The sequence below is a fragment of the Streptomyces sp. NPDC091272 genome (assembly GCF_044757485.1).
Classification (GTDB): Bacteria; Actinomycetota; Actinomycetes; order Streptomycetales; family Streptomycetaceae; genus Streptomyces.
Window position 1 is genome coordinate 370,751 of sequence record NZ_JBIVVC010000005.1, and the last position, 23,489, is coordinate 394,239.

Sequence of the window (23,489 nt, forward strand, 5' to 3'; positions counted from 1 at the left end):
GGGGGAGCGCGAGGGTGCGGACCGGATCGGAAGGGACCGGGGCGGGACGGACCGGCGGGGCGCGCACCCTGCGCGGCGGCTGGCGGCTGGGCCTGGTCGCGCTGGCCGCGGCGTGCGCCCTGACGGCGGGCGTGGCCGTACTGCCCCTGCCCACCACGGGCGGCGTTGCGGACACGGTGTCCTCGCCGGGCAGCGGCACGACGGCGGCGCTGCCCGCGAAGGCCGACGAGTGCGAGGACCCGGAGGCGAGTCTGCGGCCGTCCCCGCTGGACGGCCCGGCCATCAAGCGGATCAAGGAGCGCACGGGCGCCACCGCGGGCAAGCTCGTCGCCGGTGTCGACCAGAACAGCTACCGCTGGGGATACCGCAATCCGGCCAGCAAGGAGCTCGAAGGCTTCGACATCGACATCGTGAAGGCCATCGCGACGGAGCTGTTCGGCAGCCCGGACAAGGTGATCTACCGTGCGATACCGACCAGTCAGCGCATTCCGGCGCTGAAGTCGCACAAGGTGGACGTCGTGGTGCGGACGATGACGGTCAACTGTTCCCGGATCAAGGACGTGGCCTTCTCCAACGCGTACTTCGAGGCCGGCCAGCAGGTGCTGGCGCTGAAGGGGCCCGGGATCACCGGGTACGACGGTTCGCTGAAGGGCAAGCGGGTCTGCACCGCCAAGGGCTCCACCGCGTACGACGCGATGAAGAAGGAGTCGCACGGCGCGCTCTTCGACGACCCTCGCTACATCGTGCCCAACCAGCTGGACTGCCTGGTGCGGCTCCAGATGGGCCAGGTCGACGCGATCGTCACCGACAACGCGCTGGCCGCCGGCCAGGCGGCGCAGGACCCTGCGATCGAGGTGAAGGGCACCCCGTTCACCACCGAGTACTACGGCGTCGCGACGAACAAGGACGACGCGGACCTGGTGCGCCGCATCAACAAGGTCCTCGCCGACTACAGCAGGAGCCGCTGGAAGCAGTCGTACGACGACTGGCTGAAGGAGGACCTTCCCGGCATCAAGGGCCCGCCGGCCCCGAAGTTCTCGGACTGAGCGCCGCCGGCCGACCGGACGCACCGGCCGGACGCACCGGCCGGCCAGGCGGCCACCCGGCACCACTCAGCACCACCCGGCACCACCGAGCACCACCCGGCACCACCGAGCAGCACCCAGCACCCAGCACCCAGCACCACAAGAGCAGTTGACGGCAGAAGCGGAGAGGTGATCGATGGGCGTCGCGGGATCCTCCCCCGGCTCCGCGGGGAGCCACCCGGGCCCGGTCCTGGACCGGGACCAGGTGGACCGCGCGCTGGCCCGGCTCGGCGCCGAGCACGAGGCGATCGAGACCTCGCTGCTCGCCCTCCAGGACCACGCGGGCCGGCGGCTCCTCGAAGGCGCCGAGCTGACCGGGACCACCAAGGACCGCTGGGCGTCCGCCGAGCGCGCGATCACGCTGCTGTGGACGTACTTCGACGCGTACTGCGCCGCCGTCCGGGGCGCCCGCGAGGTGCGGGCCCGGCGGCGCTGGCCCAGCCGCGAGGACCTGGCCGAGCTGACCGACGTCCTCCAGGGCCGGGGCGTCACGGTGGCGGGCGGCGCGCACCCGCACGGGGCCCCCGCGTCGATCACCGGGCCCGCGAAGCTCTCCGAGCACTTCTCGCTCGCCGAGCTGGTGAGCCGGATGAACGAGCTGTACGCCTCCTCGCTCGACATGGTCGTCACCGCGGACGCGGTGTGGTCGGCGCTGCCCGCCCGGATAGACCTTCTCGCCGCGGAGCTGCACCGCACCCGCTCCCTCGCGCACTCCGTCGGCGTACGGCCGGGCGAGCACCCGGCCGGCGACGACCTGGAGTCGATCACCCAGGAGCTGGCGACGCTTCGCGCCCAGGTGGTGTCCGACCCGCTGGCCTTCTGGCGCCCCGCGGCCGGGAGTTCGGCGCCCGGTGGCGGCCGCCCGGACACCGACCGCTACGACCGGGCGGCCCGCGCGCTGGAGGACGTCCGGCGGGAGATCGACGCGGTGCTGACCGTACGGCAGGACGCCGAGCAGCGGCTGCTGCGGCTGCGCGACGTGCTCTCGCGGGCGGACCGCACCCTGACCGAGGCCAGGTCGGCGCGCGGCGAGGTACTCGCGAAGATCGCGGCGTCCGAGGTGCCTGCGGTGAGCGGCCCGCCCACCGCGCTCCAGGAGCTCCTGGCGACGGCCGCCGACTACCGCAGACGGGCCCAGTGGCACCGGTTGTCCCCGCTGCTGGAGTCGCTGGAGCGGGACGCCGAGGACGAACTGCTGCGGGCCCGTGAGTCGTTGACCGCGGTGACCGCGCCGCTGGCGGTCCGCGCGGAGCTGCGCGGCAGGCTGGACGCCTACCGGGCGAAGGTCTCCCGGCACGGCATGGCGGAGGACCCGCAGCTCATCGAGCGCTACGACGCGGCCCGCCGGATGCTGTGGAGCGCGCCCTGCGACCTGCGGGTGGCCGAGCAGGCGGTGCTGCGCTACCAGCAGAGCGCCAGGGAGGTCCTCGCACCACGGCCATCGGGTCCCGCCGCGGGGGCCGGTGGAGGCCCGTCCGCCGGGCCGCCGCACGACGGTCCCGCCGCGGGGCCCTACGACCGCACCCACGGGGGTAACTCATGAGCACGGCCTGCCAGCGCCCCGGTTGCGGGGGCACCTACGAGGACATGGGCGGCGGCGAGATGTACTGCGACACCTGCGGGCTCGCCCCCGTGGTGTCACCCACCGGCCTGATCGCCGCGACCACGACCGGTGTCACGGGCGGCGGCGCCGCGTCCGCCCGCGGCTCGAACAGCAGCTCGCTGGGCAGCACTTCGCGCGCCTCCTCGCAGGCGTCCCGGTCCTCGCGCTCGGCGACCTCCCGCCGTTCGGTCTCGGGCAGGCTTTCGCGGGCGCTCTCCGGGGCGTCGGGGTCCCGTTCGGTGTCGGTGCGGGCGTCCGGCAAGTCGACGGCCGCCTCGGGCCGCAGCCGGCTGGGGGCGGGCCTGGTCAGCGTTCCGGAGGTGCCGCGCCCCGACCCGCGCACCGCGATCATGGCGAATCCCGAGGTGCCGGAGCGCAAGCGGTTCTGCTCCCGCTCCGAGTGCGGCGCCCAGGTGGGCCGTTCGCGCGGCACCAAGGTGGGCCGCACCGAGGGCTTCTGCACCAAGTGCGGCAATCCGTACTCCTTCGTACCGAAGCTGGGCACGGGCGACGTCGTGCACGGTCAGTACGAGGTGGTGGGCTGCCTGGCGCACGGCGGCCTCGGCTGGGTGTACCTCGCCGTGGACAAGGCGGTCTCGGACCGATGGGTGGTCCTCAAGGGCCTCCTGGACACGGGCGACCAGGACGCGATGGCCGCCGCGATCTCCGAGCGCCGCTTCCTCGCCGAGATCGAGCACTCCAACATCGTCCGGATCTACAACTTCGTGGAGCACCTGGACACCCGCACCGGCTCCATGGACGGCTACATCGTCATGGAGTACGTCGGCGGCAAGTCCCTCAAGGAGATCGCCAACGAGCGCCGCGACACGGGCGGCAAGCGCGACCCGCTGCCGGTCGAGCAGGCGTGCGCGTACGGCATCGAGGCCCTTGAGGCCCTCGGCCACCTGCACAGCCGCAACCTGCTGTACTGCGACTTCAAGGTGGACAACGCGATCCAGCAGCAGGACCAGCTGAAGCTGATCGACATGGGCGCGGTCCGCCGGATGGACGATGAGGAGTCGGCCATCTACGGCACGGTCGGCTACCAGGCGCCCGAGGTGGCCGAGGTGGGCCCCTCCGTCGCCTCCGACCTGTACACGGTGGCGCGCACCCTGGCCGTCCTCACCTTCGACTTCCAGGGCTACACGAACGTCTTCGTCGACTCGCTGCCGGACCCGGACCACATTCCGGTCTTCCATCAGTACGAGTCGTTCTACCGGCTTCTCGTACGGGCGACGGACCCGGATCCGGCCCGCAGGTTCGCCTCCGCCTCGGAGATGGCCGACCAGCTGACCGGGGTGCTGAGGGAGGTCGTGGCGCTCCAGACGGGACGGCCGAGGCCGTCGCTCTCGACGCTGTTCGGGCCCGAGCTGCGGGTCACGGACACCGGGCTCTTCGCCGAACTGACCGGGTCCGTTTCGCAGTTGGGCGTACGGACGCCGCCCGCTCCACGCCGGGCACGGCGCGGCAAGAAGGCGGAGGGCCAGATTCCGCCTTCGCTCCCGGCGCAGCCCCTGATCCCCGCACAGGCCCAGTCCTCCGGCCTCCCCCAGCCCTCCGGTCACCCGCAGGCCCAGCCCCCCGCCCACCCCCTCGCCCAGGCTCCCGGCGGGCAGTACTCCGCCGCCCTGGCGGGCGCGCCGACCCATCAGCAGCCCGCCGTGGGCGCATACGCCGCGTACCCCCCGGCCCAGGGGGCCCTTCAGGTGCCTGCGGTGCCCGGCGGCCCACCGGCCGCGGCTCCTGTCGCCCCCGCCCCGCAGCCGGTCTCCGTGGCCCCGGAGAACGCCACCCCGTACCTGCTGCCCCTGCCGCCCTCGACCACCGCACTGGCGCTGCCCGTGCCCCGGGTCGACCCGAACGACCCGAACGCCGGGTTCCTCGCGGGCCTGATGGCGGCTGCACCCGCCGAACTGATCACGGCGCTCCAGCAGGCACCTGGCGACTCGGTGGAGCGCCGGCTGCGTGAGCTGCGGGCCCGCCTGGAGATGGGTGAACTGCGCACCGCGGCAGAGACGTTGCAGGAGCTCGACGCCGCGTACCCGGACGACTGGCGGGTGGTCTGGTACCGCGGCATCGCCGCCCTGACCTCGGGGGACAACGAGACGGCCGCGCTGTCCTTCGACGCGATCTACGACGCGTTCCCCGGTGAGGCCGCGCCCAAGCTGGCCCTCGCGGTGTGCGCGGAGGTGCTCAACCAGCTCGACAACGCCGCGGAGTACTACCGGCTGGTCTGGACGACCGACCCCAGTTACGTGAGCGCCGCGTTCGGGCTCGCCCGGGTGCAGCTGGCGGCCGGGGACAGACCCGCCGCGGTCCGCACGCTGGAGTCGGTGCCCGAGGCGTCGATCCACTACACGGCGGCACGCGTCGCCGCCGTACGGGCGAGACTGCGGCGGCGCGCCGCGCACGAGCCGTTGATCGACGATCTACTGGCGTCCGCGGCGCAGGTCGAGGCCCTCCAGGGCTTCGGTCTGGATGCCGTGCGCCGTGAGCAGTTGGCCACCGAGGTGCTGGGTAGCGCACTCGACTGGGTACTCTCCGGTGGGCACGGGGCCCGCCCCGTGCAGACCGCGCTGCTCGGCAGCCAGCTGGACGAGCGGGGCCTGCGCTTCGGCCTGGAACGCTCGTACCGGGTGCTCGCACGGCTCGCGCAGCGCGGCGACGAGAGGATCGAACTGGTGGAGCGGGCCAACCGCCTCCGCCCCCGGACTTGGGTGTGAAGATGTCGCAGACGCACCAGCTGTCGGCCTGCCCCGGCTGCGAGGAGCCGCTGGAAACGGGCGACTCGTTCTGTGAGGTGTGCGGGTACGACCTCACCGCCGTGCCGCAGCCACCGCAGGACCGCCCGACGGTGGCGGTCGGGACGCACGCGCCCGGCCGGGGACCGGACCCACGGCCCGCCGAGGCCCCACCGGCCCAGGCCCCACCCGCCCAGGCTCCCGGCCAGGCGGCCACCGCCCCCGGCCAACCGGCGCCCGCCCAGGCCGCCCGGACCCCCGGCCAACCGGCGCCCGCCCAAGCCGCCCAGACCCCCGGGCAGCAGTCCGAACACCCCGCGCGGCCGGCCGGGTCCCCCGCCCGGCCCGGCAACGGCCACGCGGGCGCCGGTGACGAGCAGGCCGCCCCGGTGTCGGCCGCGCACCCCCCGACCGCCGACTTCTCCGCGCCCGACTTCCCCGCTCCCGATTCCTCCGCCGCCCCCGATTCCTCCGTGCCCGATTCCTCCGTGCCCGGCCTCGACGAGGGCGACAGCGGCGAGGACACCGCGGACCTGCCCGTCGTGGAGCGGCCCACCGTCGAGGACTATCCCCTCGCCGCCCCCGCGGCCCCCGACGAGGGCCCCGCCAAGGTGTGCGTCGCCTGCCGGGCCGGCCGGATCGACGACGACGGCTACTGCGAGAACTGCGGTCACGCCCAGCCCCGCGAACGCGACCACCAGGAGCGGGAGCTGGCGTCCGTCGCCGCGGTGAGCGACCGCGGGCTGCGCCACCACCGCAACGAGGACGCCTTCGCGATCTCCGAGGCGGCCCTGCCCGACGGGTCGACGGCGACCATCGCCGTGGTCTGCGACGGGGTGTCGTCCGCGACCCGCCCCGACGAGGCGTCCGCCGCCGCGGCCACCGCCGCGAACACCCTGCTGCTGGAGTCCCTGCCGCGCGGCACCCACCCGCAGCAGGCCCTGCACGAGGCGATCCTCGCCGCCGCCGAGGCCGTCAACGTACTGGCGGCGCAGCAGGCCCGGCCGATGGAGCACGACCCGCACCGCCACCAGAACGCCCCGGCGTGCACGCTGGTCTCCTCCATCATTGCGGGCGGCCTCCTGGTCGTCGGCTGGATCGGCGACAGCCGGGTCTACTGGGTGCCCGACGACAGGTCGGCGCCGCCCGCCCGACTCACCGAGGACGACTCGTGGGCCGCGCAGATGGTCGCCGCCGGGCTGATGGGTGAGGCCGAGGCCTACGCGGACGACCGTGCGCACGCCATCACCGGCTGGCTGGGCGCCGACGCGTACGAGATCGACCCGCACACCGCCTCGTTCAAGCCGGACCGGCCGGGAGTGGTCGTCGTCTGCACGGACGGGCTGTGGAACTACGCGGAGGCGGCGCAGGAAATGGCACACGTCATTCCGGCCGACGCGGCGCGGCGCCCGCTGCACAGCGCCCAGGTGCTGGTGGGACACGCCCTGGACGGCGGGGGCCACGACAACGTAACAGTGGCGGTACTGCCGTTCCCGATGCTGCCGCTAGGGGCAGGATCGGGCTACGGCGCCCGCTAGCTCCCTCGTCTCCCTCGTACGTTCCGCTTCTTCGCCCCCGTCCCCAGGGACCTGGATTCGCAAGATTCGCTAGGAGCCGATTCGATGGCCAATTTCTCCAAGTCCAACGTGCCGCAGTTCTCCGTCGACGTGTATCAGAACGAGTTCCTGCCGGAGGGCGGCCGGGAGGTCAACGCGATCGTCACGGTGACCTCGACCGGTGGCGGCACCAGCGGCGGCTCGCCCCTCGCCGGGACGTCCCTTGCGCCCTCTGCGATATCCGGCCAGGACCCGACGGCCGCCGTGGTGATCATGGTGGACTGCTCGGGTTCGATGGACTACCCGCCGACGAAGATGCGCGGCGCCAGGGACGCGACGGCCGCGGCGATCGACGCGCTGCGCGACGGGACGGCCTTCGCGGTGGTCGGCGGCACCCACCTCGCCAAGGAGATCTACCCGGGCCATGGCGCCCTCGCGGTGGCGGACGCCGACACCCGCGCCCGGGCCAAGGGCGCGCTCAGATCGCTGACCGCGGGGGGCGGCACCGCGATCGGCACCTGGCTGCGGCTCGCCGACCGGCTGCTCGCCTCGTCCGAGGCCCCGATCCGGCACGGCATCCTGCTGACCGACGGCCGCAACGAACACGAGTCGCCGCAGGACCTGGCCGCCTCCCTCGAAGCCGTCGCGGGCCGTTTCACCTGTGACGCCCGCGGGGTGGGCACGGACTGGGAGGTGAAAGAAGTCACGGGCATCGCGTCCGCCCTGCTGGGCACCGCCGACATCGTCGCGGACCCGGCCCAGCTGTCCGACGACTTCACACAGATGATGGAGAACGCGATGGGCAAGGAGGTCGCGGATGTGAATCTGCGGCTCTGGACCCCCGTCGGCGTCGAGATCAGATTCGTCAAACAGGTCGCTCCCACGGTCGAGGAACTGACCTCCCGGCGCACCGGGGCCGGGCCCCGGGCGGGCGACTACCCGACCGGCTCCTGGGGTGACGAGTCCCGGGACTACCACGTCTGCGTGGCGGTTCCGCAGGCCGGTGTGGGACAGGAAATGCTGGCCGCCAGGGTGTCGCTGATCCTGCCCGACTCCGCGGGCGGCAGCCCGCAGACCCTGTCCCAGGGGCTGGTACGGGCGGTCTGGACGGACGACATGGCCGCCTCCACCTCGATCAATCCGCAGGTCGCGCACTACACCGGCCAGGCGGAACTTGCACAAGCAATCCAACAGGGCCTGGATGCGCGGAAGTCGGGCGATTTCGACGGCGCGACGTCCAAACTGGGACGGGCGGTGCAGCTCGCGGCCGCGTCGGGGAACGCGGATACTGCGAAACTGCTTGCGAAGGTGGTGGACGTCGTCGACGAGGCGACGGGTACTGTGCGGCTGAAGGCGAAGGTCGCGGAAGCGGACGAGATGACTCTCGAAACGCGCTCCACGAAGACCGTCCGAGTAAAGAAGTAGACCGAGTACAACCATTTTCTGACGTGGGCCGTCCAGGGAGTCTGGCGGTCCAGAGCTGTGTACGGCCTGCGGGCCGGACGAGGAGAGGGGGAAGCGCCGACATGCCGACCTGCCCGAACGGACACCAGTCGGGTTCCGACGACTGGTGCGAGGTCTGCGGCCATCGCATGGCCGGCGCCGTGCCGCCGCCTCCGCCGCCGCCACCCGCGTACGGATACCCGCCGCAGCCCGACCAGGGCTACGGGGGCCAGGACGCCACCGCGCACGCCGAGCTGTGCCCGCAGTGCCGCACGCCGCGTGAGGCGATGGCGCCGTACTGCGAGGAGTGCCGGTGGAACTTCCTCACCCACCAGGCCACCCCGTACGCCCCGCAGCAGCAGCACATGCAGCCACAGCAGGGTTACGGGAACCAGGGACACGAGCCGTACGAGTACCAGGGCTCGCGGCCCTCGCAGCTGAACCGGCCCGCCGAGCCCTTCCAGCAGCAGGGCGCGGGCGGCGGCTACCAGCAGGAGTACCAGCAGCCGCAGCACACCGGCGGCGGCGAGGACGACTGGATGCTGCCACCGCCCTCGCAGCAGCAGGGCGGCCCCGGCGGCTACCCGCAGCAGGGGCAGCACCCGCAGCAGGGCCACCAGCAGGGCCCCGGCGGTTACCAGCAGGAGTACCAGCCGCAGGGCGCTCCGCAGGCCGGCGGCGGGCACTGGTCGGCGACGGTCGGCCCCGACCGTGACTACTTCATGGCGATGATGCAGCGCAGCGGCCCGGAGGCGGGCGGTCTGAACCTGCCCGCGTACTCGCCGGAGCAGCAGCTCCAGCTCACCGGCAACCAGATCACCATCGGCCGCCGCCGGCACTCCACCGGTGAGTCCCCCGACGTCGACCTGGCCGTCCCGCCGGAGGACCCGGGCGTCTCGCACCAGCACGCGGTGCTGGTGCAGCAGCCGGACGGCACGTGGGCGGTCGTCGACCAGAACTCGACGAACGGCACCACCATCAACGGCGGCGAGGACCCGATCCAGCCGTACGTCCCGGTCCCCCTGCAGGACGGCGACCGGGTGCACGTGGGCGCCTGGACGACGATCACCGTCCACCGGGGCTGAGCAACGCCGGAGATTCCCGGAAGAGGTGCGGGGAGGCGGTTCAGGCCAGTGGCCAGGCGTACGGTCCTGCCGGATCGTCCAGCCAGGCCCACTGGCCCGCCCCGCTGACCGTCACCCCGAACCTCTCCCGTCTCGGGCGCCCCTCCAGGTGCCACAGTGCCAGCGCCTCGTGCGGGTCCAGGCTGTTCGCGCTGAGCGAGAGCAGGAACCGGAACAGGTCGTTCTCCAGCGCGGCGCGCGGCAGGCCGCCCGTGTAGCGCGGGGCGGGGGCCGCCGTGCCGCCGCGCAGGGGCACGAAGTAGGCGGGGGTCGGCAGGAAGCGGCCCTCGGCGTACCCCGCGTCCCGTACCCGCAGCGCGATCAGCCCGGTCGACAGCGGCGCCAGGATCCGCGCCCCCGGCCTGCACTGGGCCGGCCACGCGGACGGCACCGACGGCACCGTGCAGGTGGCGATGATCCGGTCGTACGGGGCGTGGGCATAACAGCCGGCCGCCCCGTCGCCGGTGAGGACCGCCGGCGCGTACCCGGCCCGCCCCAGATGGGTGCGGGCCGACTCCACGATCTCCGGATCGAGGTCGAGGCTGGTGACGTGCTCGTCGCCGAGCCGGTGGCAGAGCAGCGCCGCGTTGTAGCCGGTGCCCGCGCCCACCTCCAGCACCCGGTGTCCCTCCCGTACCTCCAGCTCGTCCAGCATCCTGGCCATCAGCGAGGGCTGGCTGCTGGAGGAGAGCAGCACGCCGTCCCGTACCCGGGTGGCGAGCGCGGTGTCCGCGTAGACGCCGCGCAGCCAGCGGGCCCGGCGCTGCGGGTCCTGGTCCTCGCCCCAGAGGCGTTCGTGGCCGCCGGGCTTGAACTGGAACCAGTACGGCACGAAGAGGTGCCTCGGCACGGCGCCGAAGGCAGCCCGCCAGGCCGGGTCCTTCAGCGCGCCGGCCGCGGCGATCTCCCGTACCAGCGTGGCCCGCTCCTCGGCGTACAGGTCCACGAACTCCGCGTGTGCGCCCATAGGCCCACTGTGGCGCGACGGGAGGCCCCTTGGCGAGGGTGCGGGCGGGGTCGTAGGTCCTGGGACCTCCGCCGCGCCGTCTGAGACGATGGAATCGTGAACGAGATTCCGCGGGGAACGCTTCAGGAGCAGACCTTCTACGAGCAGGTGGGCGGGGAGGCGACCTTCCGGCGCCTGGTGCACCGTTTCTACCAGGGCGTCGCCGAGGACCCGCTGCTGCGGCCGATGTACCCGGAGGAGGACCTCGGCCCTGCCGAGGAGCGCTTCACGCTGTTCCTGATGCAGTACTGGGGCGGCCCGCGCACGTACAGCGACGCGCGCGGCCATCCGCGGCTGCGGATGCGGCACGCGCCGTTCCAGGTGGACCGGGCGGCGCACGACGCGTGGCTGCGCCATATGCGGGTGGCGGTCGACGAGCTGGGCCTGGAGGCCGAGCACGAGCGGCAGTTGTGGAACTACATGACGTACGCCGCCGCGTCGATGGTGAACACCGAGGGCTGAGTGCGAGGGCGCGCCCCCGCACTCAGCGACCGGCGATGCGGTCACCGGACGGGACGCCCCCGCCTGGTGACCCGGCAAGGCCGCAGCCTCAGGCGGGGCCCACGCTCAGCGTTCCGAGGCCTCCGGAGGCCGCCCTGCGGAGCGTCACCGAACCGTAGGGGGTACGGAGCCGGAGCCAGCCCCCCGCGGAGAGCAGCGCGACCGGTACGCCGGGCCGCAGGAAACCGAGCGAATGGGCGGCGTGCACGGCCCGCAGCGGGAGTTCGGTCCCGCCGAGCGTGCGCGACCAGATGTCACGGCCGATCCGGTCCCTGGCCTCCCTGGTCCGCTCCTCGGGGGGCAACTCCTCGTCCCGGGAACGGAATTCCGCGACCGCCGCCGACACGACGCCCCGCATGGCGACGGCGTCCGGCACCCCTTCGGCCTGCTGCCAGCCGCCGCGCGGCGGCAGCATTCCGGCCCACGGGGGGCCGGTGACCGGCTCGGGAACGGCCAGCGCACCCGTCGCCTCCTCGATCCCCTCAAGGAGCGCCCCGGCCGACACGGTCACGTCGAACCGGGCGGGCGCGGCCAGCCTCGCGGTGCGTACCGCGAGAACCTCGAAGGACGGCGGCCGGCCGAAGACGGCCAGGGCCTCGCCCTCCGCCTGGAGGCGGACGGCGGCGGCCCGGTCGTAGTGGATCAGCCGGGCGAGGAAGGCGGCGAGATCCGCCGCCTCCCCCCGCCCGTCCAGCTCCAGGGTCCGGGCCCCCGCCCCCACGGTCATGACCGCTGCCCCGTCGTCATGCCGCGACGGCCTTGGCGCCGGCGGTCGCGGCGTCGTCGTCCAGGTACTCCCGCAGGAAGGACTTCTCCTCGGCGGTGATCCGCCGGGGCCGTCCCTCCGCCAGGTTGAACGGGACGACGACCGTGCTCGCCCGTACGTACGTCTGCTCGGGATCCTTGATCTCGTACGCGATCGTCAGGGACGCCGCGCCGATCTTCGTGACCCAGGACTCGATCCGCACCGGCTCGTGCCGGTGGACGAGGGGACGCACGTAGTCGATCTCGTGGCGGGCCACGACGGAGCCGCCGGTGAACGACTCGCTGCCCTCCCCCGGTGCCAGCCGGAACATGAAGTCGATCCGCGCCTCTTCCAGGTAGCGCAGGAAGACGACGTTGTTGACGTGCCCGAAGGCGTCCATGTCCGACCAGCGCAGGGGGCAGGAGTAAATGTGGCGAGCCACGGGACATCAGCCTCCAGCCTTCTTCAACCTCAGCCTCGGGTGAGCTTCTTGTAGGTGGCGCGGTGCGGGCGTGCCGCGTCGGCGCCGAGCCGCTCGACCTTGTTCTTCTCGTACGACTCGAAGTTGCCCTCGAACCAGTACCAGCGGGACTCACCCTCGTACGCGAGGATGTGCGTCGCCACCCGGTCCAGGAACCAGCGGTCGTGGGAGATCACGACGGCCGCGCCCGGGAATTCGAGCAGGGCGTTCTCGAGCGACGACAGGGTCTCGACGTCGAGGTCGTTGGTCGGTTCGTCGAGGAGGAGCAGGTTGCCGCCCTCCTTGAGGGTCAGCGCCAGGTTGAGGCGGTTGCGCTCACCACCGGAGAGCACCCCGGCAGGCTTCTGCTGGTCCGGGCCCTTGAAGCCGAAGGCGCTCACGTACGCGCGCGAGGGCATCTCGACCTGGCCGACGTTGATGTAGTCCAGCTCGTCGGAGACGACGGCCCACAGGGTCTTCTTCGGGTCGATGTTGGCGCGGCTCTGGTCGACGTAGGAGATCTTGACCGTGTCGCCGACCTTGATCGAGCCGCTGTCCGGCGTCTCCAGGCCCTGGATCATCTTGAACAGCGTGGTCTTGCCCGCGCCGTTCGGGCCGATGACACCGACGATGCCGTTGCGCGGCAGCGTGAAGCTCAGGTCGTCGATCAGGACCTTGTCGCCGAAGGCCTTCGAGAGGTTCTCCACCTCGACGACGATCGAGCCCAGACGCGGGCCCGGCGGGATCTGGATCTCCTCGAAGTCCAGCTTCCGCATCTTGTCGGCCTCGGCTGCCATCTCCTCGTAGCGGGCGAGACGGGCCTTGGACTTGGTCTGACGCCCCTTGGCGTTGGACCGCACCCACTCCAGCTCTTCCTTGAGGCGCTTCTGGCGCTTCTCGTCCTTCTTGCCCTCGACCTTGAGGCGGGTGGCCTTCTTCTCCAGGTACGTGGAGTAGTTGCCCTCGTAGGGGATCGCGCGCCCGCGGTCGAGCTCCAGGATCCACTCGGCGACGTTGTTCAGGAAGTAGCGGTCGTGGGTGACGGCCACGACGGCACCCGGGTACTTCGCGAGGTGCTGCTCCAGCCAGTTCACCGACTCGGCGTCGAGGTGGTTGGTGGGCTCGTCGAGGAGGAGCAGGTCCGGGGCCTCGATGAGCAGCTTGCAGAGCGCCACGCGGCGCTTCTCGCCGCCGGAGAGGTTGGTGACGGGCCAGTCCCCGGGCGGGCAGCCCAGGGCGTCCATGGCCTGCTCCAGCTGGGCGTCGAGGTCCCAGGCGTTGGAGTGGTCCAGGTCCTCCTGGAGCTTGCCCATCTCGTCCATGAGCTCTTCGCTGTAGTCGGTCGCCATGAGCTCGGCGACCTCGTTGAAGCGCTTGAGCTTGCCCATTTGTTCGGCGGCGCCGTCCTGCACGTTCTCCAGGACGGTCTTCGACTCGTCGAGCTTCGGCTCCTGCATGAGGATGCCGACGCTGTAACCCGGCGACAGGAACGCGTCGCCGTTGGACGGCTGCTCGATCCCGGCCATGATCTTCAGAACGGTGGACTTACCGGCACCGTTGGGGCCCACCACACCGATCTTCGCGCCGGGCAGGAAGTTCAGGAAGACGTCGTCGAGAATCACCTTGTCGCCGTGCGCTTTACGCGCCTTGCGCATGGTGTAGATGAACTCAGCCAAGAGAAACCGTCCGGCAGATCGAGGGGTGGGCAGATAGACCCCATCTTGCCTGACGTCACTCCCCCGGCGGAAACCGGATACCCGCCGGGGCAGGGGCCGCAGCAGGGGGCGCGGGGGCCCGGCGGCCCGCGCCGGCGGGCCCCCGGCCCCTGCGTACCTGGTCAGTCCTTGTCGGGCGTGGCCTCGGGGGCGGGCTCGGGTGTCTTCTTGCGGAGCAGGAAGACGGCGCCGCCGCCCAGGACGACCATGCCGAGCGCGAGGTAGCCGATCATCGGGGTGGCCGCCGAGCCGCCGGTCGCGGCGAGGTTCTCGTCGTCCGTGGTGGCGAGCGGGGTGGGCTGGCCCGCGGTGGCCGGGGCCGGGCGGTTGGCGGGCGCGTCGGCGGTGCCGATGGCGACGGTGCCCGCGGTCTCGCAGTCCAGGACGCCGGTGAAGTTCCTGCCGAGCCCGTCGGGGCCCGGGACCGTGAGGTCGTAGGCCTGGTCCTCCTGCAGCGGGACGGTCACCGTCCGGGTCTTCTTCGCCTCGATGGTGTGCCGGGAACCCAGCAGTTCGAAGCCGAACGGGGCGTCGCCCGCGTTCGAAGCGGTGATGTCGACCCCGCCCTTCGCGCAGTTCTTCCTCGCGGACAGGGCCGGGATCGCCACCGACGCCTTCGGCGCGGCCCAGGTGGCGGTGGCGTCGGCGGTGACGGTGGAGGTGCTGGCCCCGGCCAGGATCTGGGTCTGGCTGTGCGTGTCGCTGACGAGGGCCCGCCCGATCGGCACCGGGGAGTCGGCCTGGACGGTCAGTGCGGTGGTGCCGCCCGGAACGCCCTGGGGTATCTCGAAGTACAGCCGCGCCCCGTCCTTGACCTCGCGGACGGTCCTGCCGTCCTTGTCGACGGCCCGCAGCCCGGCCGGTGCGCCGCCCGCCACCTGCACGGTCGCCCGGTCCGCCTCGGTGCGCACGGTCACCGGCCCGAGGCGCTCCCCGGCGCGTCCCGCCACGGCGGGCGGGTCGAGGGCGAGCGAGGGCGGCGGCTGGGGTGCGTCCTTCGCGACGCGTCCCAGGTAGGCGGCGAGCTTCCCGGCGTCCGGGTCACGCGGGCGGACGTCGACGTTGTCGGAGAGGCGCCAGATCGCGGCCTGCGTGCCCGCGGCGGCGGCCCGGTCGTCGAGGGACTTCGCCCCGGCCTGCCGGGCGAGCGCCGCCAGGTTGTTGACCTGGGGGTAGGAGTGCTCCAGGATCCAGCGGATCCGGCCGGCGTTCTTGTTCCCGTGCAGCGAGGACTGCTCCCAGCCAGCTTCCCGGTACGTGGTCCCCTCACGCGCCGCGGTCCGCAGGTCGACGCTGTAGCTCTGCAGGGCGCCGCCGCCGGTGACAGCCATCTCGAACAGCCCGGCCTCGGCCTTCCACTCCTCGCCCGCGTCGCGGACGGTCACGGTGTCGTGCACGGTGAGGCTGCCCAGGGTCGCCGCCGCGCCGCCGGGGTTGCGCGGCTGTTCGGCGGCCGACGCACCCTGCGCGCCGGCCAGTACGCCCGCCGAGCACAGGGTGGCAGCGAGAACGGCTGCCGCCGCGCGGCGTACACCCTGGTGGTTCCGGTTCGAAGCTGTCGCTTCGCCAAACATGCAAGTCCCCTCCGGGCGAGGAGCTTTCGCATGATGCGTGTGGGGGGAGTGCCTCGCCTGCAACCTCAAGTGCCCCATGGGTATCCGGGAATCCTAAGGAAGCAATACCGAACAGCCCCCCGCCATGCGTCCGGACGTCCGATTCCGAATCGGAATCGTTATCGCCGGTAACCCTCGCCCTTGCCTTTGTCGACAAGTCACTGGCCCATAAGGGGCGTTCAGGACACGGCCCTCACCTTCGCCTTCGCCTTCTCTCCGCCACCGGCCGGTTTCTGCTCCGGTGCTCCCCGCGCCGCCCAGCTCACCGGTGTCTCGGACGCCCAGCCCGGCGGTCCGTCCGGCACACCGGGCCGGGCGGCCGGCTCCGGCCCGTCCCGGCCCGTCGCCCCCTCCGCGCGGGCCCGGACCGCCGCCGGTTCCACCAACTGCGGATCCGCCCTGGCCACCCGGCGGAACGCCGATGTGCCCCTGGTCAGGTCGTGGCCCACCGTCAGGGCGTCCACGTCCGCAGCGAACCAGCGCTGGCCGTCCCTGGTCTCCTCCTTGATGCGCAGTCGCCCGTGCACGACCAGCGGGTCACCGACATCGATCGAGGAGCTCAGGTTCGACGCCAGCGTGCGTCTCGTCCACACCGTGTAGAAGCTGGTCGGACCGTCCGTCCAGGTCGCCCGCTCGCGGTCCCACCGCCGGGCCCGCACCGCGAGGCGGAACCGCACCGAGATGCCCAGCGGTGTCTCGGTGGTGATCGGTCCGGTGGCGGCGTTCCCCACCAGGGTCACCGTCGTCTCGTTCATCGCACGTCCCCCGTCCGCATGTCCGGCGAAGCCGCCGGACCAGCCGCGTACCGGCTGGTGCCTCCCATGCTGGACGGCTCCCGGATTTCCCGCCGGGCCTGTGGAGCGCCACCGGATTGTGGAAAACCTCGTCACCCGAACGGGGCGGGGGCGCCGTAGCGGGCGGGTCGGGGCGGACGCCGATCCGGACGGTCCGGGCGGGCCCGAGCGAGTCCGGGCAAGCCTGCCGCGCCCGCCGCCCTCACCCCGCCCCCGTCACCGCCGCGTACCGCTCCCGCACCTCTCGGTAGCGCAGCAGTTCCGTGGCGACCGGGTCCAGGACCTTGGCCCGGCCGCAGCCCGCCGCGGCCTCCCGCAGCCGTCGCTCGGCGTCCTGCCCGTACCGTCTGGCCGGGCCGCGGGCCGCCGCCCAGGAGCCCCACTCCACCACCGGGCCGCCGGCCACCCCGCACAGCATCAGCAGGAACGGCGGCAGCAGGTCGGGCTGCAGCACCCCGATCACCTGGCCGACCATCCACAGCCCGCCGTAGATCTGAAGCAGCGTCATCGCGGCCTGCGCCAGCACCGCGACCGGCCACCAGGCCGGCCGTGGCGGCCGCCCCCGCTCCACACCGGCCCGCACGGCGAGGACGTCCAGTTCCTCCGGGAGCCCCTCCGCGCCGCGCACCGCCGCCTCGCGCACCGCGTGCGCCCAGGGGGCGGGCAGCCCCGACGTCGCCGCGTCGGCGACCGTACGCACCGCCTGTTCGACCCGTTGCCGCGCGGTCACCTCCACGTCCTTCGACCGCGCGAACGCACGCCCCGGCACTACGAGGCCGCTGCCGGGCACCCGCCGCGCGTCGTACCACCGCCACAGCCGCAGCCACGGCGATCCGCAGGCCCTGCCCGCGTTGCGCCGCCACTCGCGCTCGGCCGCCTCGCCGGTCGCCGCCGCGCCGACCGCCTCCGCGAGCCGGTCAGCGAACTCCTGCCTGGCCCGCTCCCCGAGCCCCGCCCTCCCCTCCGCCACGTACACCGGGCGCAGCCCGGCGGCCGCCGCGTCCACATCGGCGGCGAGCCGCCGCCCCGCGGCGCCCTTCTCCTGTACGAACGCCCTCAGCAGTTCCCGGAGTTCCTCCACCCCGTCACCCGTAAGGGCGGAAAGCGCGAGCACCGTCGCCCCGGGTTCGCCGTGTTCGCCGAGCGCCATGCCGTCCTCGTCGAGGAGCCGGCGCAGGTCGTCCAGTACGAGGTCGGCCGCCTCGCCGGGCAGCCGGTCGATCTGGTTCAGCACCACGAAGGTGACCTCCGCGTGGCCGGCGAGGGGGCGCAGATACCGCTCGTGCAGGGCCGCGTCCGCGTACTTCTCCGGGTCGACGACCCAGATCACCGCGTCCACCAGGGCCAGTACCCGGTCGACCTGTTCCCGGTGCGCGGTCAGCGCCGAGTCGTGGTCGGGCAGGTCCACCAGGACCAGCCCGCGCAGCCCCTCGTCACCCCCGGCCCCGACGCCCGTCCCCGCCTGGAACGGCCGCCTGCGCAGCCGTCCCGGGATGCCGATGCGGTCGAGCAGCCCGGCCGCTCCGTCCGTCCAGCTGCAGGCGATCGGTGCGGACGTGGTGGGGCGCTTGAGGCCTGTTTCGGAGATCCGCACCCCCGCGAGTGAGTTGAAGAGGGTGGACTTGCCGCTTCCGGTCGCGCCCGCGACGGCGACGACGGTGTGCTGGGCGGACAGCCGTCGCCTGGCCCCGGCCTCGTCCAGTACCCGCCCCGCCTCGCGCAGCGTGTCCCCTTCGAGCCTGGCCCGGGACAGACCCACCAACTCCCGCAGCGCGTCCAGCCGTACCCGCAGGTCGGCGCCGTACTCACCGCTCTCGGGCGGCACGTCGCCGAGCTCGTCGGGCAGCGGGAAGTCGCCCAGCACGTCGCCGTCGGGCCCGCCCCGTCCCTTTTTGCGGCCCACCGCCCGCCGTGCGATCAGCCCGTCGTCCCAGCCACTCGGGGGCTGCCCGTCCCGCCCCTTGACGCCGTGCCCCGCGTGCTCCCCGTCCGTCTCCTGCGCACCGCGCCCCGGTGACGCCCCGTCGGCGTCCACGTCGGACACCCCAGACGGCCCCGCGGCCGCCTCCGCGTCACGTACCCCGGGCGCCCGGGCGCCGCGGCCCGACGCCTTCGAACCGGCCTCGTCGTCCGTGCCACCGCCCGCCGCCTTCGTAGCGGCCTTACCCGTCTTCACCTGTTCCACGGTCACAGCCGTCACCTCTCCCTCTTCGTCACGGACAGTGCGGCGATCAGCTCGGCCTGCGGTTCGGGCCGCACGTCCAGCGCGTCGAGCGGTGCGAGGCGCCGGCCGCGTTCGGCGTGCAGCACCTGCTCGATGTACGTCGTCACCAGCTCGCCGCCCTTCTCCCGCAGCCGCAACGCGCCCTGGGCGCCGATCCGCTCGGCCAGCCGCTCCCCGGCCGAGCGGGCCCGCAGCCCGCCGAGCAGCGCCGCTGCGAGGAGCGCGGCGACGGCCTCCGCGTCGGGTGCGGCGGGCCGTTCCAGCTGCCGCACCTCCTCCTCGGCCAGTTCCTCCAGCACCCGCCGCCAGCGCCGTACGACCAGCCCGATCCGTTCGCCGGACTCCGGGTCGGGGCCGTCCGGCACGACCGCCCGCGCGGCCGGTTCCTGCCGCCAGGCGACCCGTACCTGCTCCTCGGCGGCGGCCACCGCGCACTGGAGCAGCGCGATCAGGCTGTCCACCAGCGAGTCCAGCAGCTCCCCGTCCGTGGCGTCCACCGGGTGGGCACGCCAGCGGGTCAGGGCGTCCCCGGACAGCACCGCACCCCGCTGGAGCCGTTGCCGCACCCGCTCGCCCTCCTGCGCGTACGCGTCCTCCACGGCCGTGGTCAGCCGTACGGCCGCCGCGTACTGGGCGGCGACCGCACCCGCGAGTGCGGGCATCCTGGCGTTCAGCGAGTCCATGGCGCCGCGCGCGGTCCTGGCCACGGCCTGCTGTCGAGCGGCCGGGTCCTTGGCGCGGTGCGTGAGCCACTCCAGCAGCGGCCCCACCGCGGTGGACGGCAGCAGTCCGCTTCCCCCTCCGGCCGATTCGGGCAGCTCGGGGATGGTGAAGCGCGGTACGTCGCCGAGCCCGGCGCGGGTCAGCAGGGCCGCGTACTGGCGCGACACCTCACCGACGACCTGGTGCGGCACCCGGTCCAGGACGGTGACCAGCATCGCGTCGTACTCCTTCGCGGTACGCAGCAAGTGCCAGGGCACGGCGTCCGCGTAGCGCGAGGCGGTGGTCACCATCACCCACACGTCGGCGGCGCAGATGAGTTCGGCCGCCAGCACCCGGTTGGCGGCCACCAGCGAATCGATGTCGGGCGCGTCGAGCAGCGCGAGCCCGAGGGGCAGCGACTCGGAGGTCTCCACCCGCAGCACCCCGCTCCCGGCCGGTTCGTCGAGTTCCTCCTCGCAGCGCTCGGGCAGCCACACCCGGGTCAGCTGCGGCAGTACGCGCAGCCCCGCGAACCAGTGGTGGTCGTCGGGGTGGCACACCAGCACCGGCGTACGCGTCGTCGGCCGCAGCACCCCCGCCTCACTGACCCGCCGCCCGACCAGGGAATTGACGAGCGTCGACTTGCCCGCCCCGGTGGACCCGCCGATGACGGCGAGCAGCGGCGCTTCGGGGTCCCGGAGCCGGGGCACCAGATAGTCGTCGAGTTGAGCCAGGAGCTCCACCCGTGTCTGTCGTGCGCGGGGCGCCCCCGGCAGCGGAAAAGGGAGGCGCACGGCGGCGACACGGTCGCGCAGGGCGGAAAGTGCGTCAAGCAGCTGAGGCCGTACGTCCAAGGTCACCACATACGAAGAATGCCCAACTATGACCGTTTTTTGAAGCGTATGGACTGTCCCTGCGCGCCGATATCCCCCCAATCGAGGACAATCACCGCCCTGGGACACTTGGGACGAGTGGGGCGCAGGCATAACGAGTGCACAACACCCGGGGCGCGAGACGTCAAAAGCGATGCGGGATTCGCACCTGCCTGCGATTATCGGGGTCGCTTCACTGAACCTCCACATGGTGCCACGCAGGCGAAGCAACCGGGCCGAGGCCGCCGGAGCCCTATCCTTGTCCCCGGCAACGGCCACAAACGGCCACACTGGCCGATCCGGGCCCCAGGCCCACCACCGGCCCCCGTAGCTCAGTGGATAGAGCAGGCGCCTTCTAAGCGCTTGGCCGCAGGTTCGAGTCCTGCCGGGGGCGCATACCGGAGCTGACCAGCAATGACGCTGGTCAGCTTTGTCATGTGCGGCGATTCGCGAGCAGAGGTGCTGGGCGGATTCGCGAGGCGGTTCCGACCCACGCCTCGTCGCGGGTGATCCGCCAATTGCTTCACTCCCCAGAGCTACGAGCTTTCCCTTGTGTATTTCATATGAAATGCCCTATTCGCCCTCCAGCCTGGGGAAAGCTCTTGGACATCTTTGTTGTCTCCGGCAGCGTCGACGCGCAGGGCGGCCCCGCCCACCGGGCCCACAAACTGGCCGGACTCTTCTCCGAACGGGGGCACCGGGTGCGGTTCGTCGGGGTCGCGCACGCGGCGGCCGGGGCGCGGCGGCTGCGGACCGACGGTGCCCCGTACCCGGTCAGCGCCCTGTACGACGCGCCGCCGCCCACCGCCCCCGCCCGCCCCAGGAACCGGCTGGATCTGCCCGCACACCGGCGCCGGCGGGCACACGAGCTGGACATGCGGGCGAAGGCCGCGCGGCTCTCGGCGCTCTTCCGGGGCAGTCGCGGGGTCGTCGTGGTGACCGAGGGGTGGGCGCTGGAATGGGTGGCGCTCGCGGACACCGCCGGGCTCTCGGTCGTCGTGATGAGTCATGAGCCGTACGCCGTCACCCGAGGCTCCGGCCGCTACCGGCGGCTGCGCTGGCTGTGCGGCCGGCACGCGGACCGGGTGCTCGCCCCGACCCGGCAGGACGCCGACTGGTGGATCCGCAGCTGGGTCAACAACGCAGGCGTGATGCCGACCCTCCTTCCGGGACCCGTGCCCGAGCCCTCACCGCGCGACCGGCGGTGCGTGCTGAGTATCGGGCGGCTCGACCACGACAAGGGCCCGGACATCCTGCTCGACGCGTGGGCGCAGGTCGCGCCGCGCCATCCGCAGTGGCGGCTGCTGATGTACGGCGAGGGCACCGCCGACGCGCGGGCGCGCGGGAACGCGCTGCAGAAGCAGTGTGCGGAGCTGGGCACCGGGGCGTCCGTGGAGTGGCGCGGGTTCACCCATGACGTACCGGGGGCGCTGCGGGAGGGATCGCTGTTCGTGCTGCCGTCGCGGCAGGAGGGGTTCCCGGTGGCGCCGCTGGAGGCGATGGCGGCCGGGCTGCCCTGCGTCGCCTTCAACACGTCGCCCGGAGTACGGGAGATCGTCACGGACGGCGTCGACGGGCTGCTCGCCCGGCCGGGCAACGTCGACGAAATGGCGCGAAAGATCGAGCTGCTGATGGTGGACCGGGAGCTACGGGAACAATTCGGCGACGCGGCCCGGGAGAAGGTGCGGCGGTACGCGCCCGAGGTGGTCGGTCAACGGTGGGACGACCTGTTCACGCTGCTGAAGCGGTGAGGGATGAGCGGGAGGCGGGAGGTGGGAGGTGGGAGAGTGAGCGGGAGGTGGGAGAGTGAGCGGGAGGCTCACGGCCCCACTCCCCCTCCCCCACCGCCTAGTTCAGCGCGGCAGCCACCACCAGTGCGAACCCCGCTGTCGCGAGCAGGGTGCGGATCCGGTGCACCCTGTTCCAGCGGGGTTCGAACGCCGCCCTGGCCGTGGCGTCCGGGGTGCCGGCCCCCTCCGAGGCCGCGAGGGCGTTGTTCAGCGGGACGTTGCCACCGGCCGTGACGACGTGGTTGAGGAAGGTGAGGGCCAGGCCGCAGGCCAGCAGCCAGAACTGGGTGCCCGAGCGGCCCCCGTCGGGGTCGACGAAGAGGGCGGCGGCGGGAAAGGCAATCGAGGCGAACATCGTCGTCACGAAGACGCCCCGTGGCACGTCCTCGTTGATGCGCCGCATCGCCGTGACGAACTGCTCGTCGTTCAACCGCGCCATGGCGGGCATGATGCCGGTCAGGAAGACCAGCATCATGCCCGCGTAGAGACCGGTGGAGACAACTGCCAGCGCCAGCAGAAGAGTTGACATGCCGCCCATGATGTACAGAACGCAGCGTGCCCCACAGCACCTTCAGGCCACGCACTCCCGCACGACGTCGGCTGTCACGACACGATGTCCTTGCGCGAGAAGCCCCGGAAGGCGAGCGCGAACAGCACCAGTGCGTACGTCACCGAGATAGCCGCACCCTTGACCATCCCGCCCGTCTCCAGCTGTGGCTGGAGCGCGTCCACCCAGGCGAACTGCCAGTGCGCGGGCAGGAAGTCACGCAGGTCGCCGAGGGCGGTGACCGCGTCCAGGACGTTCCCGACGATGGTCAGGCCGACCGCGCCGCCGACCGCGCCCAGCGGGGCGTCCGTCTTCGTGGAGAGCCAGAACGCGAGCGCCGCCGTGACCAGTTGCGACACGAACAGGTACGCGACGACCAGGGCGAGGCGCGGCACCGCGGCACCGGCCGCGAGCGCGCCGCCGGTGGGCAGCTCCAGGGGGCCCCACCCGTACGCCGCCGTACCGGCGATCAGGGCGACCAGCGGCAGCAGCACCATCGCCGCCAGGCTGAAGGCGAGTGCGACCGCCAGCTTGCTCCACAGCAGCCGGGCGCGCGGCACCGGGGCCGCCAACAGGTAGCGCAGCGAGGACCAGTTGGCCTCGGACGCGACCGTGTCACCACAGAACAGCGCCACCGGGATGATCAGCAGAAAGCCCGCCGAGACGAACAGACAGGTCGCGGCGAAGTTCGCGCCGGACTGGGTGGCGGTGTCCATGAGGTTGATCCGCCCGCCGCCCCCGCCGCCGTCGTTCTCGGAGGGGGTGCCGCCGATGGCGAAGGCGGCGATGAGGACGAACGGCAGGGCGCCCAGGATGATCGCCATGACCATGGTGCGGCGCCGCCGCCACTGGCGCCTGGCCTCGACGCGCAGCGGCAGGGTCCGTCCCGGCCGGTAGCCGGGCGCCCTCTCCGTGCCGACGGTACTGGTGCTCATGCCCGGTCTCCGATCAGTGTGACTGCCGCCGGC

18 protein-coding genes and 1 tRNA gene are annotated in these 23,489 nt (G+C 72.7%); 9 read left to right on the forward strand and 10 right to left on the reverse strand.

The window, feature by feature from the left end; all coding sequences use genetic code 11:
* Positions 1-14: 14 nt before the first annotated feature.
* The 6 genes from ACIQM4_RS17255 to ACIQM4_RS17280 all read left to right on the forward strand — a co-directional run bounded on the left by ACIQM4_RS17255 (position 15) and on the right by ACIQM4_RS17280 (position 9,513).
* Entirely contained in the window at positions 15-1,046 is a 1,032-nt protein-coding gene (locus tag ACIQM4_RS17255; protein ID WP_401592032.1) for a glutamate ABC transporter substrate-binding protein, read from the forward strand.
* 175 nt (positions 1,047-1,221) lie between these two features.
* On the forward strand, positions 1,222-2,628 hold the full coding sequence (locus ACIQM4_RS17260; protein ID WP_401592034.1) for a hypothetical protein: 1,407 nt from the start codon (positions 1,222-1,224) through the stop codon (positions 2,626-2,628).
* Positions 2,625-5,411: a tetratricopeptide repeat protein gene (locus ACIQM4_RS17265; protein ID WP_401592036.1), complete on the forward strand. Its 2,787-nt coding sequence runs from the start codon at positions 2,625-2,627 to the stop codon at positions 5,409-5,411. The genes ACIQM4_RS17260 and ACIQM4_RS17265 overlap by 4 nt, the downstream gene beginning before the upstream one ends.
* A 2-nt stretch (positions 5,412-5,413) precedes the next feature.
* Positions 5,414-6,967 (forward strand): protein phosphatase 2C domain-containing protein, encoded by a 1,554-nt coding sequence (locus ACIQM4_RS17270; RefSeq protein WP_401592038.1) that lies wholly within the window; start codon positions 5,414-5,416, stop codon positions 6,965-6,967.
* A gap of 84 nt (positions 6,968-7,051) precedes the next feature.
* A complete protein-coding gene (locus tag ACIQM4_RS17275) occupies positions 7,052-8,410 on the forward strand; it encodes a VWA domain-containing protein (RefSeq protein WP_401592040.1) in 1,359 nt (452 codons plus the stop codon).
* 101 nt (positions 8,411-8,511) lie between these two features.
* Positions 8,512-9,513: an FHA domain-containing protein gene (locus ACIQM4_RS17280; protein ID WP_401592042.1), complete on the forward strand. Its 1,002-nt coding sequence runs from the start codon at positions 8,512-8,514 to the stop codon at positions 9,511-9,513.
* Between the two features lie 40 nt (positions 9,514-9,553).
* Here the strand turns inward: ACIQM4_RS17280 and ACIQM4_RS17285 are convergent, their stop codons facing one another.
* Positions 9,554-10,519 (reverse strand): methyltransferase domain-containing protein, encoded by a 966-nt coding sequence (locus ACIQM4_RS17285; protein WP_401592044.1) that lies wholly within the window; start codon positions 10,517-10,519, stop codon positions 9,554-9,556.
* Positions 10,520-10,615: 96 nt separating this feature from the next.
* Here ACIQM4_RS17285 and ACIQM4_RS17290 point away from each other — a divergent pair, with 96 nt between their 5' ends.
* Positions 10,616-11,020 carry a globin gene (locus ACIQM4_RS17290; RefSeq protein ID WP_401592046.1) on the forward strand — a complete coding sequence of 135 codons (405 nt, stop codon included), beginning with the start codon at positions 10,616-10,618 and terminating at the stop codon, positions 11,018-11,020.
* 88 nt (positions 11,021-11,108) lie between these two features.
* Here ACIQM4_RS17290 and ACIQM4_RS17295 read toward each other — a convergent pair whose 3' ends face one another.
* The 7 genes from ACIQM4_RS17295 to ACIQM4_RS17325 form a co-directional block, all read right to left on the reverse strand.
* Positions 11,109-11,786, reverse strand: a complete 678-nt coding sequence (locus tag ACIQM4_RS17295) for a hypothetical protein (RefSeq protein WP_401592048.1) — start codon at positions 11,784-11,786, stop codon at positions 11,109-11,111.
* A 16-nt stretch (positions 11,787-11,802) separates the two neighbouring features.
* A complete protein-coding gene (locus ACIQM4_RS17300; RefSeq protein WP_401592050.1) occupies positions 11,803-12,246 on the reverse strand; it encodes an acyl-CoA thioesterase in 444 nt (147 codons plus the stop codon).
* A gap of 29 nt (positions 12,247-12,275) precedes the next feature.
* Positions 12,276-13,940 (reverse strand): energy-dependent translational throttle protein EttA, encoded by a 1,665-nt coding sequence (ettA, locus tag ACIQM4_RS17305; RefSeq protein WP_401592052.1) that lies wholly within the window; start codon positions 13,938-13,940, stop codon positions 12,276-12,278.
* Positions 13,941-14,101: 161 nt separating this feature from the next.
* Entirely contained in the window at positions 14,102-15,553 is a 1,452-nt protein-coding gene (locus ACIQM4_RS17310; protein ID WP_401592054.1) for a TQXA domain-containing protein, read from the reverse strand.
* A 218-nt stretch (positions 15,554-15,771) separates the two neighbouring features.
* The gene (locus ACIQM4_RS17315) at positions 15,772-16,347 is read right to left on the reverse strand and encodes a single-stranded DNA-binding protein (protein ID WP_401592056.1); all 576 of its coding nucleotides are present in this window, start codon (positions 16,345-16,347) and stop codon (positions 15,772-15,774) included.
* A 241-nt stretch (positions 16,348-16,588) separates the two neighbouring features.
* A complete protein-coding gene (locus tag ACIQM4_RS17320; protein WP_401592357.1) occupies positions 16,589-18,430 on the reverse strand; it encodes a GTPase in 1,842 nt (613 codons plus the stop codon).
* A gap of 152 nt (positions 18,431-18,582) precedes the next feature.
* Complete coding sequence (locus tag ACIQM4_RS17325; protein WP_401592359.1) at positions 18,583-20,166, reverse strand: dynamin family protein; 1,584 nt, start codon at positions 20,164-20,166, stop codon at positions 18,583-18,585.
* A 339-nt stretch (positions 20,167-20,505) separates the two neighbouring features.
* Between ACIQM4_RS17325 and ACIQM4_RS17330 the strand changes: the two genes are divergently transcribed.
* Together ACIQM4_RS17330 and ACIQM4_RS17335 are read left to right on the forward strand one after the other, a co-directional pair.
* Positions 20,506-20,578: transfer RNA gene (locus tag ACIQM4_RS17330), tRNA-Arg, on the forward strand.
* A gap of 208 nt (positions 20,579-20,786) precedes the next feature.
* A complete protein-coding gene (locus ACIQM4_RS17335) occupies positions 20,787-21,935 on the forward strand; it encodes a glycosyltransferase (protein WP_401592058.1) in 1,149 nt (382 codons plus the stop codon).
* A 97-nt stretch (positions 21,936-22,032) separates the two neighbouring features.
* Here ACIQM4_RS17335 and ACIQM4_RS17340 read toward each other — a convergent pair whose 3' ends face one another.
* On the reverse strand, positions 22,033-22,503 hold the full coding sequence (locus tag ACIQM4_RS17340; RefSeq protein WP_401592060.1) for a DUF1772 domain-containing protein: 471 nt from the start codon (positions 22,501-22,503) through the stop codon (positions 22,033-22,035).
* A gap of 74 nt (positions 22,504-22,577) precedes the next feature.
* A complete protein-coding gene (locus ACIQM4_RS17345; RefSeq protein ID WP_401592062.1) occupies positions 22,578-23,456 on the reverse strand; it encodes an ABC transporter permease in 879 nt (292 codons plus the stop codon).
* Positions 23,457-23,489 lie beyond the last annotated feature (33 nt).

Coding starts and splice junctions, on each gene's coding strand:
- ACIQM4_RS17315 (WP_401592056.1), bottom strand. CDS start 16,347: ATGAACGAGACGACGGTGACCCTGGTGGGGAACGCCGCCACCGGACCG.
- ACIQM4_RS17275 (WP_401592040.1), top strand. CDS start 7,052: ATGGCCAATTTCTCCAAGTCCAACGTGCCGCAGTTCTCCGTCGACGTG.
- ACIQM4_RS17345 (WP_401592062.1), bottom strand. CDS start 23,456: ATGAGCACCAGTACCGTCGGCACGGAGAGGGCGCCCGGCTACCGGCCG.
- ACIQM4_RS17270 (WP_401592038.1), top strand. CDS start 5,414: ATGTCGCAGACGCACCAGCTGTCGGCCTGCCCCGGCTGCGAGGAGCCG.
- ACIQM4_RS17295 (WP_401592048.1), bottom strand. CDS start 11,786: ATGACCGTGGGGGCGGGGGCCCGGACCCTGGAGCTGGACGGGCGGGGG.
- ACIQM4_RS17280 (WP_401592042.1), top strand. CDS start 8,512: ATGCCGACCTGCCCGAACGGACACCAGTCGGGTTCCGACGACTGGTGC.
- ACIQM4_RS17260 (WP_401592034.1), top strand. CDS start 1,222: ATGGGCGTCGCGGGATCCTCCCCCGGCTCCGCGGGGAGCCACCCGGGC.
- ACIQM4_RS17285 (WP_401592044.1), bottom strand. CDS start 10,519: ATGGGCGCACACGCGGAGTTCGTGGACCTGTACGCCGAGGAGCGGGCC.
- ACIQM4_RS17310 (WP_401592054.1), bottom strand. CDS start 15,553: ATGTTTGGCGAAGCGACAGCTTCGAACCGGAACCACCAGGGTGTACGC.
- ACIQM4_RS17265 (WP_401592036.1), top strand. CDS start 2,625: ATGAGCACGGCCTGCCAGCGCCCCGGTTGCGGGGGCACCTACGAGGAC.
- ACIQM4_RS17340 (WP_401592060.1), bottom strand. CDS start 22,503: ATGTCAACTCTTCTGCTGGCGCTGGCAGTTGTCTCCACCGGTCTCTAC.